Source organism: Pseudooceanicola lipolyticus (assembly GCF_002786325.1).
Classification (GTDB): domain Bacteria; phylum Pseudomonadota; class Alphaproteobacteria; order Rhodobacterales; family Rhodobacteraceae; genus Pseudooceanicola_C; species Pseudooceanicola_C lipolyticus.
Genome location: NZ_PGTB01000002.1, coordinates 97,887 through 110,754, shown reverse-complemented (window position 1 = coordinate 110,754; position 12,868 = coordinate 97,887). Strand labels below are relative to the sequence as shown.

Annotated in this window: 12 protein-coding genes; 3 read left to right on the top strand and 9 right to left on the bottom strand. The window is 60.4% G+C overall.

Annotated elements, in window-relative coordinates; translation table 11 throughout:
- Nucleotides 1-3: 3 nt before the first annotated feature.
- The 3 genes from CVM52_RS01725 to CVM52_RS01715 form a co-directional block, all read right to left on the bottom strand.
- Complete coding sequence (locus CVM52_RS01725) at nt 4-858, bottom strand: SDR family oxidoreductase (protein ID WP_100160960.1); 855 nt, start codon at nt 856-858, stop codon at nt 4-6.
- Nucleotides 855-2,792: an AMP-binding protein gene (locus tag CVM52_RS01720; RefSeq protein ID WP_027264414.1), complete on the bottom strand. Its 1,938-nt coding sequence runs from the start codon at nt 2,790-2,792 to the stop codon at nt 855-857. The genes CVM52_RS01725 and CVM52_RS01720 overlap by 4 nt, the downstream gene beginning before the upstream one ends.
- Before the next feature lie 113 nt (nt 2,793-2,905).
- The gene (locus CVM52_RS01715; protein WP_027264415.1) at nt 2,906-3,667 is read right to left on the bottom strand and encodes a glucose 1-dehydrogenase; all 762 of its coding nucleotides are present in this window, start codon (nt 3,665-3,667) and stop codon (nt 2,906-2,908) included.
- 91 nt (nt 3,668-3,758) lie between these two features.
- On the opposite strand from CVM52_RS01715, the gene CVM52_RS01710 reads away from it, so the two are divergent.
- Nucleotides 3,759-5,159, top strand: coding sequence for a TetR/AcrR family transcriptional regulator (locus CVM52_RS01710; protein WP_276308625.1), 1,401 nt, complete (start codon nt 3,759-3,761; stop codon nt 5,157-5,159).
- Here CVM52_RS01710 and CVM52_RS01705 read toward each other — a convergent pair.
- From CVM52_RS01705 to CVM52_RS01680, 6 genes are read right to left on the bottom strand one after another with little or no spacing between them, the layout of a single operon-like run.
- Nucleotides 5,141-5,542 (bottom strand): PaaI family thioesterase, encoded by a 402-nt coding sequence (locus tag CVM52_RS01705; protein ID WP_028093915.1) that lies wholly within the window; start codon nt 5,540-5,542, stop codon nt 5,141-5,143. The two genes, CVM52_RS01710 and CVM52_RS01705, sit on opposite strands and share 19 nt — an antisense overlap.
- Nucleotides 5,542-6,024 (bottom strand): PaaI family thioesterase, encoded by a 483-nt coding sequence (locus CVM52_RS01700; RefSeq protein ID WP_027264417.1) that lies wholly within the window; start codon nt 6,022-6,024, stop codon nt 5,542-5,544. Before CVM52_RS01700 ends, CVM52_RS01705 begins: the two co-directional genes overlap by 1 nt.
- A 12-nt stretch (nt 6,025-6,036) precedes the next feature.
- Nucleotides 6,037-6,840, bottom strand: a complete 804-nt coding sequence (locus CVM52_RS01695) for an enoyl-CoA hydratase-related protein (RefSeq protein WP_100160959.1) — start codon at nt 6,838-6,840, stop codon at nt 6,037-6,039.
- Nucleotides 6,833-7,648: an SDR family NAD(P)-dependent oxidoreductase gene (locus tag CVM52_RS01690; RefSeq protein WP_268920936.1), complete on the bottom strand. Its 816-nt coding sequence runs from the start codon at nt 7,646-7,648 to the stop codon at nt 6,833-6,835. Before CVM52_RS01690 ends, CVM52_RS01695 begins: the two co-directional genes overlap by 8 nt.
- A 48-nt stretch (nt 7,649-7,696) precedes the next feature.
- Nucleotides 7,697-8,896: an acyl-CoA dehydrogenase family protein gene (locus tag CVM52_RS01685; protein ID WP_100160957.1), complete on the bottom strand. Its 1,200-nt coding sequence runs from the start codon at nt 8,894-8,896 to the stop codon at nt 7,697-7,699.
- Between the two features lie 13 nt (nt 8,897-8,909).
- Nucleotides 8,910-10,271, bottom strand: a complete 1,362-nt coding sequence (locus CVM52_RS01680) for an acyl-CoA dehydrogenase family protein (protein ID WP_240620822.1) — start codon at nt 10,269-10,271, stop codon at nt 8,910-8,912.
- Here CVM52_RS01680 and CVM52_RS01675 point away from each other — a divergent pair.
- Entirely contained in the window at nt 10,258-11,043 is a 786-nt protein-coding gene (locus tag CVM52_RS01675) for an enoyl-CoA hydratase-related protein (RefSeq protein ID WP_100160956.1), read from the top strand. The genes CVM52_RS01680 and CVM52_RS01675 overlap by 14 nt on opposite strands.
- A 21-nt stretch (nt 11,044-11,064) precedes the next feature.
- Nucleotides 11,065-12,864 carry an acyclic terpene utilization AtuA family protein gene (locus CVM52_RS01670; protein ID WP_100160955.1) on the top strand — a complete coding sequence of 600 codons (1,800 nt, stop codon included), beginning with the start codon at nt 11,065-11,067 and terminating at the stop codon, nt 12,862-12,864.
- Nucleotides 12,865-12,868 lie beyond the last annotated feature (4 nt).

Genomic DNA, 12,868 nt, shown 5'->3' with positions numbered 1-12,868 from the left:
AGGTTACTTGACGAAAGCATCCCGGTTCTCGGCGACGAAATCGGCAAATCGGCGCGCCGGGCGTCCCATCACATCGCTGACCGTGGTCTCGATGCCGGCAAGGTAGCCCTTGGGCGCGATGGAAGCCAATTCGACCATGGCTCTGGCGACCTCGTCCTGCATTCCGCCAGCCACCATGCCCGCCTTGGCATTTTCGGCCGACAGGGGTGCGCAGGTGACAGTGCGCCCGGTCACCCTGGACAGGAGGGCGGCGATATCTTCTCCGGTAAGAGCTTCGGGCCCGGTCAGACCAAGAGCCTTGCCTTCGTAACCCGGAGCGGTCAGCGCCTCGGCGGCGACATCCGCGATGTCGCGGGCGTCGATCCAGGCCACGGGGCCGCCCAGATCGTTATAGTACACGGCGCCCTTTGCAATGTTACCGGCCTGCCACAGCAGGTTCTGCATGAAATAGGTCGGCTGGACAAAGGTCCAGTCAAGGCCGCTTTGCTTCAGCAGCTCCTGGGTTTCGGAATGCCACTTTCCAAAGGTCAGCCCCGCCTTGGGCGACGCGCCAAGCCCCGTGGCCACAACGATATGGCGCACGCCCGCGGCCTTGGCCGCCTCGATCACGTTCGCCTTCCACTGGCGCATGTTCAGATGGGCAGGCGTGACCAGGTATATCTTTTCTGCCCCGTCACAGGCCCGCGCCAGCGCGGCAGGGTCCGTGAAATCCGCGACGACCGCCTCGCATCCTTTGGCCTTTAGCGCGTCTAACTTTGAGAGGTCGCTGGTGACAGCGCGCACGGTCGCGCCTTTTGCCAGAAGCGTGTCGACGAGGGGCGCACCAGTCGTGCCCGTGGCTCCGAAAACAGTGATCATGACTTTTCCTTTTGCAGGTCTGCGATGGGCTGAATGGTTTCCGGGTTGCTGATCGACGACAGATCGCCTGGATCTTCACCGAGAAAGGCGGCGCGCACGACACGGCGCATGGTTTTCATGCTGCGGGTCTTGGGCAGCGCTTCGACAAAGTGGATCTCGCGCGGGCGGAAGGGTTTCGAGACGATCTCCCCGACACGATCCTTGAGCCGGTTCACGAGCTCCGCGTCCGGCGACACATTTGGTGCCGCCACGCAGACGCAGACGACAGCCACGCCCTTGATGTCATCAGGTGCCGCGATGGCCGCGGCGTCCACCACCTCTCCGGTTTCGGTCAGGGCCGCCTCGATCTCGGGCGGGCCGATGCGTTTGCCGGCGATGTTCAGCGTGTCGTCCGACCGGCCCAGGATATACCATGTCCCGTCCGGATCGCAGCGCACCCAGTCGCCGTGCCGCCAGAGGCCGGGGAAGGTGGACCAGTAGGTGTCAAGGTAGCGATCGCGGTCCCCCCTGATGGCCGGGGTCAGACCCAGAGGCGGCTGGGTCACGACCAGTTCGCCGACCTCGCCCGGTGCGGCTTCGCTGCCGTCCTGGCGCAGAACCTTGGCCCCGACACCCAGGGCCTGGGCCGAAAATCCGCCGGGCTTGAGCTCGTGCAGCACGGTCGAGGTCAGGATCGCGCCAAAAAGCTCGGTCCCGCCCGAGATGTTCAGCGGCACGGCGCGGCGGCGACAGATATGATCGAGCTGCCAGAGCCAGGCATCCTCGGTCCAGGGCTCGCCGGTCGAGGCGACGATGCGCAGGGACGACAAGTCGTAGCCCGACAAAGATTCAGTATCCTGCGTCATGAACTGCCGTACCAGGGTCGGGGCCACGCCGAGATGCGTGACCTCCATCTCGGACGCAAGACGCAGCAGCCTGAAGGGATCGCCGGGCATTGATGGTGCGCCCTCGGCCAGCACCAGAGTCGAACCGGACAAGAGCACCGATAAAAGGGTGAGCGGTCCCATGACCCACCCCATGTCGGTCATCCAGAGGTGCCGGTCATCCCGTTTCATGTCGAGGCAAAGCAGGAAATCGGCCGTGGCCTTGGCCTGCACGCCCAAATGGGTATGCACGACACCCTTGGGCCGCCCGGTGGTGCCCGATGTATAGGCGATGAGAAAGGTGTCATCGGCACTGACGGGAACGGCGGCAAACTCCGGACTGGCGCGGCCCACTGTTTCGGTCCAGTCCAGATCGCGGGCCGGATCGGCCACCGCATCGCCGAACCGTCGCAGGCTGATCACGGTATGAACCGATGGTACGTCGGTCAAAGCCTGGGCAAGGGTCGCTTCCATCCAGACCGGCTTGCCTCGCCGGGGTGTGGCATCCGCCGTCAACACCGCCACGGCATCCGCGTCGTTCAGGCGCGATACGATGGCATGGGGCGCAAAACCGGAAAACAGCGGCACCGCAACCGCGCCCAGCCGGGCAATACCCAGAAGCGCGGCCTCGATTTCGGGGATCATCGGCATATAGATGCCCACCGCCTGACCGGGCCTTACACCGCGCGTGGCAAGGGCCGAGGCGACGCGGGAGGCTTCGGCGGTAAGGTCGGAATAGGTCCAGCGGCGGCGGCTTCCGTCTTCGCCGACCCAGTCGATTGCGACCTTGTCGCCCAAGCCATCGGCAATTCGGGCGTCAAGACAGGTTTCCGTCAGATTCAAAGTACTCCCGACGGCCCACCGGATCGATTCGGGCCCTTCGGAGATATCTCGCAACCGGCTGTAGGGCCGCGCGAACCGTATCCCGGCATGGTCAATGATCTGGCCCCAGAACCAGTCTGGGTCTTCATTCGAACGGCGGACGAGTTCCTCGTAACTGTCAATGCCGCAGCCCTTCAGAAATGAGGTCAGCGTGCTTGTCCGCTGGATGTCAGAGCCTGGCTGAAACATTCGCAACCTTTCTAGAATGAAAAAGGGCCGCACATAAGGCGCGGCCAGTCGGGGAGGTAACTCTTGGCACGGTATGGCAGCAGCGCCTTGAGTCCGGCGCTGCTGCCAGCGTTTTAACCGTGCATGGACAGGCCGCCCGAAACCGAAATCACCTGGCCGGTAATGAACCCTGCGTCGTCCGACGACAGGAAGCAGATGATGCCAGGGTAATCCGTCGGCTGCGCAAGACGCTTCATCGGAATCGCCCGCTTGAGACCTTCGGCGATCTTTTGACCGGCCTCGCCCTCGGCAACCTGAGCGAACAGCGGCGTATCGGTCGGGCCGGGGGCGACCGCATTCAATTGAATACCTTTACGCGCCAGTTCGCGCGCTACGGTTTTGGTGAACGAGATGATGCCACCCTTGCAGGCCGAATACACGGCTTCGCCGGATGATCCGACGCGTCCGGCGTCGGACGCGATGTTGACCACACGGCCGCCGCCGTTCTTGACCATACCCGGAAGCACCGCGTGATGCATATTCAGCGGACCGTAAAGATTTATGTCGATGACCTTTTTCCAAAGGTCGGGATCGGTGTCGAGGAACGGTTTGATCACGTCCCAGCCGGCATTGTTCACCAGCACATCGACCGGACCCCCGGCCTCGAACTCGGCTACAGCCTTGTCGACCTGGGCACGGTCGGTGATGTCCACCTTGAAGGCCTGCGCCTTGCCGCCGGCCTCGGTGATCAGGCGAACCGTTTCCTTCGCCCCGTCTTCGCTCATGTCAAAGATCGCAATCTCGGCACCTTCTTCGCCGAACCGTTCGCACACCGCGCGCCCGATGCCGCTGCCGCCGCCGGTCACGATCACGCGTTTTCCACTCAACCCTCGCATATGGAGGTCCTCCTCTTCCGCTATCATCTTGGCAAAGAACTTGATTCGGAACGTTCCTTGCGTTATTCTAACATTTGTTAGATTTATTGCAATGGACAGTCTCGTGTCCCGCAAGTATCGAAATGGAATGGTACACAAGACTGACCCACCCAGGACACTGAGCGAAGACTTGAGCAAGTCTGAGAGGACACGTGAGGGTATCCTTTCGGCGGCTGCGCGACTTTTTCGGTATGAAGGCTATCACGCAACGACTATGCGCGACATCGCGCAGGAAGCTGGCATTGAGGCCGGCAGCATTTATTATCATTTTCAATCCAAGGACCAGATTCTGAGCGATGTTCTCGATCTTGGCGTCCGTCAACTATATCAGGCGGTCAGTGAAATCGTTCGGTCGGCACCGACAAGTTCGGAGGATTTTCGCAGGACTTTCAGACTGCTGATTGAAACACACCTTACCTACCTATTGACCGACAGCGACTTCACGTCAGCCAATATTCGGAACTATCCGATGTTGTCGGACGAAACACGCGCCCCGCATCGCGAATTGCGTGCATCATATGCAGGGGCCTGGGGCAAATTCCTGAATGACGCCAAACGCGCCGGCCACCTTCGAAGCGACATATCCACTGCTGTGATCCGCCAGTTCATCCTAAGTGCCATGAACTGGACCGTAGAATGGTACGATGTCGACAAGTATCCGGTGCGCATCCTCGCGGAACGAATGAGTAAGCTGATACTTGACGGAATGTGTCCACATCGCAAGGCGGGTACCGGAGGCTTGAAGCTGTGCCCCGCCACTCCCGCCAAAACCCCGGATCCCGACGGCAAGGCGGCTAAGACCCGTGCAGAAATTCTAAAGGCCGCAGCGCGCGTTCTGAGGGACAATGGCTACAAGGCGACCACGCTGAGAAAGATCGCGGAAGAAGCGGACATGAAAGCGGGAAGCGTCTATTACCATTTCAACTCCAAGGAAGCGATCGTTGACGAAGTTCTAAACGCCGGACTGAGGGACTTGCTAGCAGGTGTCGAAGCCGCCGTTCGGAAATTCGATGCCCCGTACGATCATCACGCCAGGATAGCGACTGCAATCTGGGCGCACCTGGATTTCCTCTTCAAGGCAAGCGAATTCACCTCGGCGAATATCAGAAGCTATGGAATGCTCCCCAATCATTTCAGGGAGAGGCACAGGGGTATTCGCCATGAGTATGGAAAACTCTGGGATCGGATACTCCGTGAAGCTCAGGACGACGGTGCCATACGGTCGGATATCAAGATCGTCCCCTTGCGCCAAGTGATGTTGGGTGCCTTAAACTGGACGGTGGAATGGTTCGACCCGAACAAGGCAGGAGTGGAAGGATATCTATCACTGCCTGAATTCTCCAGCATGCTCATCAATCTGCTATTGGAAGGCATTTGTAACCGGGAAGCGACCCCGTCCACAGGACAAGGTAGGCCTGAAAGCGGTTGCCCCGGTCAGACCAGAAGGAAGTGATACAGCCCTTCGGCAACCGCCTTTTCCCGATCCGTCTGCCAGCTGAGCACGCTGACGCTTGCCATCCGCTTGCCTTTGCGCGTGACGTTAGCGCGCGCAAAAAGCGGTCCCTTCACACCGGGTCTGAGGTAATCGACGGTCAGGTTGATCGGCTTGGCCGGAACGTCGGCGAAATCGGGCTGTACCGCGATGGCGGCAGTGGCCTCCATAAAACTCGCGATTATGCCGCCATGGTAGTACTCCATGATCGGGTTACCGATATGGCGGTCATCAAAGGTCATTTCCGCCTCAGCATGGAGACTGTCTAGACTTCTGACCTCAAAGTTGAGAAATCGGAAGAACGGCACCCGGGATACATTGGCATTGACAGTTTGCACGTCCATCACGAGGTTTTTCCTTTTGTCATTGCGTCAAACAGGCTGGTTTCGCCGCGCGTCAATGCAAACGAGGCGGTTCCCCTAGCTATTTCAGCATCCTCATGGCCCGCGAACCAGACGCTACCGGAATTGAAGGCGATGTGGCGGGTCTTGCGAAAACAATGCGCTTGAACGATGACATCCGCGCGCGAACGGGCCGGGCGCAGGTAATCAACTCTGAGGTCAAGAGTGGCCATGGTACTGACGCCTTCGATGGCAACAAAGTTCGCCAGTCCAAAGACACTGTCCAGAAGTGCCGTCAGGATACCACCGTGGAGCAGCGATTGTTCCGCATCGACGCAAAAGTCCGGATTGAACGGCATCCGAACCCGAACACCTTCGGTCGAGACCTCTTCGATCTCAAGCGCCATATGCGTTATCAGACCCTTGCCGCGCGCATTCCACATCTGCGCGATTTGCTCCATCTTCTTTTGGGTGATGTCTGACATGCGATCTTTCCTTTAACGCCCCGTGAAATTGGGTTTTCGTTTTTCGACGAACGCAGCAACCGCCTCGTGGTGGTCTTCGGTCTGATGCATGAGCGCCTGATAGGCCGCCGCGGAATTCAGGAAATCCGGCAGGTCCATCCGTTCGGCATTGCGCATCAGACGCTTGGCGACCCGCACCGCGCGCGGCGGTTTCGCGGCAATGACAGCGGCCCGTTCGCGGGCCCGTTCCATCAATTTTTCATGAGGCACAAGTTCAAGCACCATACCAAGCTCCAGCGCTTCCTTGGCCTCGACCATGCGCCCTGAGAAGGTCAGATCGGCGGCCTTCTGGTGGCCCAGACGACGCAACAGGAACCAGCTGCCCGCATCGCCCGGAATGATTCCGAGATTCAGAAACACCTCGCCGAACCTTGCTTTTGCCGACGCGATGCGCATGTCGCACATCATGGTCAGGTCGCACCCCGCGCCCACCGCCGGGCCGTTGACTGCGGCGATGGTCGGAATATCCATGTTGTAGAGCGCAAGCGGCAGCCGCTGCACCCCATCAACATAGCTCTGCGCCGCCGCCAGCGGCTCCTTGCGGAACACGCTGTCGGGATCGTTCATTTCCTTGATGTCGCCGCCGGCACAAAAGGCCGGGTCGGCGCCGGTCAGGATCATCACGCTGACCTGAGGATCGGCCTGCACCTTGGCGAAGGTCTCCAGAAGAGCAGCGATCATGTCGTTTCCGGTGACCGGGTTGCGCCGCTGGGGATCGTTCAGCGTAACCGTGGCGATCCTGTCGGAAATCTCCAGAAGGACTGGGTGTTTACTCATTCTTGCCATCTCCCCGTTCGCGTTTCTCGAACATCGCGGGGTTGATCATGTCCCGCGCGTCATGACCCATATGCAAGGTCTCACCGCCGTCTACATAAATGTCTTCTCCGGTGATGAAACCGCCAAGTTTCGAGGCCAGGAAAATGATCGTGCCTGCGATGTCCTCGGCCGCCCCCATCCGGTTTAGCACCGAGCGGTTCAGCTTTTTCCACTGTTCCGGCGGAATCGGATAGCGGCCAAGCGCATCGGTCTTGATCGTGCCCGGCGCGACACAGTTCAGCCGGATGCCGTACTCGCCCCATTCGGCGGCCAGCGTTTTCATCATGCCCGTCACACCGGCGCGGGCGGCGACAGTGTGGGTGAAACCGGTCAGCGCGGTGCGCGCCGAGATGGCGGTGACAAACACGACCGATCCGCCATTGTCGTACATGAAGTGATCCGCCGCTGCCCGGGTCATCTGCCAAGACCCGATCAGGTTGTTGCGGATCACGGCTTCGAAGCCCTTGTTGGTGATATCGCGGGCGGCCGCGATATACTGGCCGCCGGCATTGTTCACCAAAACATCCAACTGCCCATAGTGGTCCTTGATCCGCCCCATCGCAGCTTCGATACTGTCTTCGTCGCGGGTGTCTCCGGGCACGACAAAGGCCTCGCCCCCCGCCGCCCGGATCATTTCGGCGGTCTCTTCCAGCGGCTCTTCGCGGCGCGCGAACAGCGCAAGCCTGGCCCCGCAAGCGGCCATTTCGATCGCCGTCGCCCGGCCCATTCCAGATCCGGACCCCGTGACCAGGGCAACCTGGCCCGCCATGAGATCCGACGCGTAACACCTTGATTTCGCTTCGCTCATGTTCCGCCCCTAGTTCTTCAGCAATTCGCCAGAGATGATGAGTTTGCGAACCTCCTGGGTGCCTGCGCCGACCTCAAGCACGCGACCGGTCCGGTACAGCCGGTTCACTTCTGTATCACGCATGTAACCCGAGCCGCCATGAATCTGGACAGCTTTGTCCAGCACGAAGGATGTCGCCTCAGCGGCCTTGTAGATCGCCGCAGCGGTGAGCTTGTGGATTTCGCCGCGCCCGCCTTCGCCCTCTTCGAGGCCTTCACACATGGCAGCGGTGCGCAAGGACAGGCTGCGCGCGGCCTCGATCTGCGTATACATGTCGGCCAGCATCGCCTGAACCATCTGGAAACTGGCGATCGGTTTGCCGAATTGCTGGCGTGTCTTGGCGTAGTCGATGGAAATATCCAGCGCCCGCTGCGCAATGCCCAGAGCGTTGAAACAGACGATGGCACGTTCCAGATCAAGTCCGGACATGGTCACGGCAACCCCGCCATCCAGCTTGCCGACCATGTTTCTGGCCGGAACGCGGCAGTCCTCGAATACCAGTTCGCCCGTCGGCGAGCCCCGGAATCCCATCTTGTTCAGCTTCTGCGCCACCTTGAAACCGGGCGTGTCGGTTTCCACGATGAAAGCGGAAATGCCCTTGGCCCCTTTTTCGGGCGATGTCTTGGCATAGACCAGCACCAGATCGGCAATCGGCCCATTGGTGATGTAGATCTTGGCGCCGTTCAGGATGTAGTCGTCGCCATCCTTTTTGGCCGTGGTCCGCATCGAGCCAAGCGCATCAGACCCCGCGCCGGGTTCGGTCAGACCCAGGGCACCCACCAGCGTGCCGTCGCACAGACCTGGCAGGTATTTTCGGCGCAACTCGTCATTGGCGTTGCGATAGATATTATTGACGCAGAGGTTGTCGTGCGCCACATGGGTCAGTCCGATGGCCGCCGAGGCGCGCGACATTTCCTCGGTGATGATACAGGCCGAGGTAAAATCGAGCCCGGCACCGCCGAATTCCGTCGGCACGTTCAGTCCCAGGTAGCCCATTTCGCCCAGCTTGGGGAAAACCGAAGACGGCAGGTCATCAGTATCGTCCATTTCCGCGTTCAGATGGTGGAACTCGGACATGAAGAACTTGCCGGCCTGATCGGCCAGCGCCTGCTGTTCGTCCGTCATGAAATGGGTCGGCAGAGCGGTGTCGTTGCGAAGTTGCGTGTTCATGGTTTCGTCCCCCTCAGGCGCGCAGCAGTTCTTCGGCGATGATGATCTTGCGCACCTCGCTGGTGCCCGCGCCGATTTCCAACAACTTGTTGGCGCGGAACAGCCGGTTGATTTCGGTGTCCTGCATGTAACCCGAACCGCCATGGATATGGCAGGCTTCGGTTACCGCCTTGTTGAATGCCTCGCCTGCGTACAGGCAGGCCGCCGCTGTCAGTTTGTGGATTTCGCCGCGGCCACCGGCCCCTTTCGGCAACCCGGTACAGGCGGCCAGCGCCCGATAACTGAAGGCACGCGCGGTTTCGACCTCGGTGTAGATCTCGGCCAGTTTCGACTGCATCATCTGGAAACTTGCAATCGGCTTGCCGAACTGTTCGCGAATCTTGGCGTATTCCAGCCCTAGTTCCAGCGCGCGTTCGGCCATGCCAACGCAGACTGAGGCAACCATAGCACGCTCCAGGTCCAGCCCGCTCATTACCACCGAAACGCCGGTGTTTTCCGGTCCAACCATGGCGGATGCGGGTACGCGGCAATCCTCAAACACCAGTTCTCCGGTTGGCGAGCCGCGAAAGCCCATCTTGTCAAGCTTTTGCGCCACCTTGAAACCGGGATTGTCCGTCTCGATTATGAAAGCGGAAATGCCCTTGGCGCCCTTCGATTTGTCGGTTTTGGCATAAAGCAGGATCACATCGGCAATCGGCCCGTTGGTGATGTAGATCTTCGAGCCGTTGATGACGTAGTCATCGCCGTCGCGGCGGGCGGTGGTTGCCATGGACCCAAGCGCATCGGACCCCGCGCCCGGTTCGGTCAGGCCCAAAGCACCAACCAGCTCGCCCGAGCAAAGACCCGGCACGTATTTCTTCACATGCTCTTCGGATCCATTGCGCAGCAGGTTATTCAGGCACAGGTTGTCATGCGCCCCGTGTGAGAGGCCCACAGCCGGATTCCACTTCGAAATCACCTCGGACACCAGCGCCTGGGTGAACTCGTTCTGTCCCGATCCGCCCAGCTCTTCGGGTGCGGTAATCCCCAGCAGGCCCAGCTCGCCCATCTGCTTGAACAGATCATCGGGCCACCATTCCTCGTCATCCATACGCGCTTGCAGCGGGTGTAGCGCCTCGCGCGACACCCGATCCACGTGATCGACAATCTGGCGTTGCTCATCAGTCAAAGAATAGTTCGCCCTGATGGCTTCCAGATCAGCCGAGATGGCCTCACTTTGAGTGGTCATATCGTCCTCCCGAAAAATGTTGTTTGCGTTGTTGACCAAAATCAAACACATGTTAGAAAATAGATCAAGCCAAGCTTTTAACGACCTGACGTAAGAAAGCATGGTGTTCTGAATACAGGGGGGGACTTCGGAAATGACTGAGAGCATTGTTCAATCGCAGGCGCTCGGCAAAGAAGTGCGTATCACGATTCGACGACCTGAGAATCGAAATGCCCTAAACCGTGAAGTCGCAGACGGGATCATGGCCGCCATATATGCTGCCGAGAAGAACAGCGATTGCCGCGTGATCGTTCTGACCGGCGAGGGCGATCGCGCCTTCTGCGCCGGAGGCGACATCAAGGCGGGTGCGGATGGCGGCCCGTTTGTTCAGGATCCCTCGGACCCGGATCATTTTGCCGGAAAGTTATTCGAAACGATACAGGCGTGTCGAAAGCCAACGATCGCGCGCATCAACGGCGTCGCGATGGGTGCGGGGGCGGGCATCATCTGTGCATGCGACCTTGCGGTGATGGCCGATCATGCCCGCATCGGAACGCCGGAAGTAAAAGTGGGCCTGTTTCCCATGACGATCGTGCCACCGATGATGCGTGTTTTGCCTCGGCGGAGGCTGATGGAGATGTTCATCACTGGCGTTCCTCTGACGGCCGAAGAAGCCCTGCAATTCAATCTGGTCAACTACGTGACCGATGCCGCGGGGTTGGACGACAAGGTTGGAGAACTGGTTGCCCAGATTGCCGCGCAGTCGCCGAGCGCGATCCGGCTGGGAAAATACGCCTGTCACGCGATGGAGGATATGACCTATCCGCAGCAAATGCGGTTTGCAGAAACACTTTTACCGCGTGTGGCGCAGACCGAAGACGCGCGCGAAGGCTTTGATGCCTTCATTGCGAAGCGCAAACCTGAATGGACGGGCCGCTGATCAAGCGGGGAGGAGAGGAATATGTCGGAACGAAAGCTGCGCATCGGATGCGCGTCGGGCTTCTGGGGCGATACGCCGGAAGCGATCGGTCAACTGGTTTCAAAGGGCGAGATCGACTATCTGGTGTTTGACTATCTGGCAGAGGTGACAATGTCGCTGATGGCGCGGGCCCGCGCCAAAGCGCCCGAGTCGGGCTATGCGCCGGACTTCGTCAAGGCGCTGGCACCCTGGTTGCCGGATATCAAGGCAAAAGGGATCAAGGTCGTTGCCAATGCAGGGGGCGTGAACCCGCGTGGCTGCAGCGATGCGCTTGCCAAAGCCGCCGCCCAGGCCGGGATCGATCTGTCCATCGGAGTCGTGCTAGGCGATGACCTGTTGCCCAGGGCCGATGAAATTCGCAAAAACGGTCAGACGGAAATGTTCTCGGCTGTCGAATTTCCAGACGATATCTGGAGCATGAATGCCTATCTGGGTGCCCGGCCCATCGCGACCGCGCTGGATGCCGGGGCCGACATCGTGATCACGGGGCGCTGCGCCGACAGCGCGGTGGCGCTTGGCCCCTTGATGCACGAATTCGGCTGGGGCGATGACGACTGGGACAAGCTCAGTCAGGGATCGCTGGCCGGCCATCTGATCGAGTGCGGTCCCCAGGGAACGGGTGGTAATTTCACCGATTGGCGGGACGTGCCGGGCTGGGATGATATGGGAATGCCTATTGTCGAAGTGTCGGAAGACGGCAGTTTCGTCATGACCAAGACACCGGACACAGGCGGGCTGGTCGTACCCGGGTCAGTCGGAGAGCAGATGCTCTATGAAATCGGGGATCCGCGCGCCTACCTGTTGCCCGACGTGATCTGCGACTGGTCCGGGGTCACCCTGGAGCAGGTCGGACCCGATCAGGTGCTGGTCAAGGGCGGCAGGGGGCTTGGGCGCACCGACAGCTACAAGGTGTCGGCGACCCATGCCGATGGCTGGCGCGCGGTCTCTACCCTGACACTGGCCGCGATTGATGCACCCGCCAAGGCCGAACGTGTGGCCGAGGCGATCCTGACCCGCTGTTGCCGGATTTTCCGCGACCGCAACATGGGCGATTTTCGGCAGGTCAGCGTCGAGGTGCTGGGTGCCGAGGCGGCCTATGGCGCAAATGCGCGCGCCCGGACCCGCGAGGTGGTGCTCAAGATCGGCGCGGTCCATGACGATCGCGCTGCGCTGAACATCTTTGCCGGCGAAATCGCACCGATGGCGATTTCGACCGCGCAGGGTCTGACCGGGTTCTTCGCCGGACGGCCCAAGGTGCAGCCGGTGGTCCGTCTATTTTCCTTCCTTCAGAGCAAGGCCGAGACCCCCGTCGCGGTCGAGGTCGACGGCAAGGATGTGCCCGTGAGCGTGGCCGCCACGCCAGTCCACCTTGATCCGCCTGCCGCACCGCCCGCAGATAGCCGCGAGCCCGGTCCGGACGTTGTCAAGGTCCGCCTCGTCGATCTGGCCTGGGGCCGCTCGGGCGACAAGGGGGACATCGCCAATATCGGCATCCTCGCGCGCAAGCCGGACTACCTGCCATATATCCGCTCGGCTCTCAGCGAAGAGGTGGTGAAGGACTATTTCGCCCATGTCTGCGAAGGCAAGGTCGAACGGTTCGACCTGCCCGGAAGCCATTCGCTGAATTTCCTGCTGCATGAATCGCTGGGCGGGGGGGGCATCGCTTCGGTCCGCATAGACCCGCAGGGCAAAGGGTTCGCGCAGATGCTTCTTGATATCGAAATTCCCGTTCCCGCCGATCTGGCCGCACGTGACGGACTGAATGCCGCGAACCCGAACTAAGAGG

Bases quoted from the DNA above. Each gene is read 5' to 3' on its own strand.
- CVM52_RS01675 (WP_100160956.1), top strand. From the start codon at position 10,258: ATGACTGAGAGCATTGTTCAATCGCAGGCGCTCGGCAAAGAAGTGCGT.
- CVM52_RS01705 (WP_028093915.1), bottom strand. From the start codon at position 5,542: ATGGACGTGCAAACTGTCAATGCCAATGTATCCCGGGTGCCGTTCTTC.
- CVM52_RS01695 (WP_100160959.1), bottom strand. From the start codon at position 6,840: ATGAGTAAACACCCAGTCCTTCTGGAGATTTCCGACAGGATCGCCACG.
- CVM52_RS01720 (WP_027264414.1), bottom strand. From the start codon at position 2,792: ATGTTTCAGCCAGGCTCTGACATCCAGCGGACAAGCACGCTGACCTCA.
- CVM52_RS01670 (WP_100160955.1), top strand. From the start codon at position 11,065: ATGTCGGAACGAAAGCTGCGCATCGGATGCGCGTCGGGCTTCTGGGGC.
- CVM52_RS01690 (WP_268920936.1), bottom strand. From the start codon at position 7,648: ATGGCGGGCCAGGTTGCCCTGGTCACGGGGTCCGGATCTGGAATGGGC.
- CVM52_RS01700 (WP_027264417.1), bottom strand. From the start codon at position 6,024: ATGTCAGACATCACCCAAAAGAAGATGGAGCAAATCGCGCAGATGTGG.
- CVM52_RS01685 (WP_100160957.1), bottom strand. From the start codon at position 8,896: ATGAACACGCAACTTCGCAACGACACCGCTCTGCCGACCCATTTCATG.
- CVM52_RS01680 (WP_240620822.1), bottom strand. From the start codon at position 10,271: ATGCTCTCAGTCATTTCCGAAGTCCCCCCCTGTATTCAGAACACCATG.
- CVM52_RS01715 (WP_027264415.1), bottom strand. From the start codon at position 3,667: ATGCGAGGGTTGAGTGGAAAACGCGTGATCGTGACCGGCGGCGGCAGC.
- CVM52_RS01725 (WP_100160960.1), bottom strand. From the start codon at position 858: ATGATCACTGTTTTCGGAGCCACGGGCACGACTGGTGCGCCCCTCGTC.
- CVM52_RS01710 (WP_276308625.1), top strand. From the start codon at position 3,759: ATGGACAGTCTCGTGTCCCGCAAGTATCGAAATGGAATGGTACACAAG.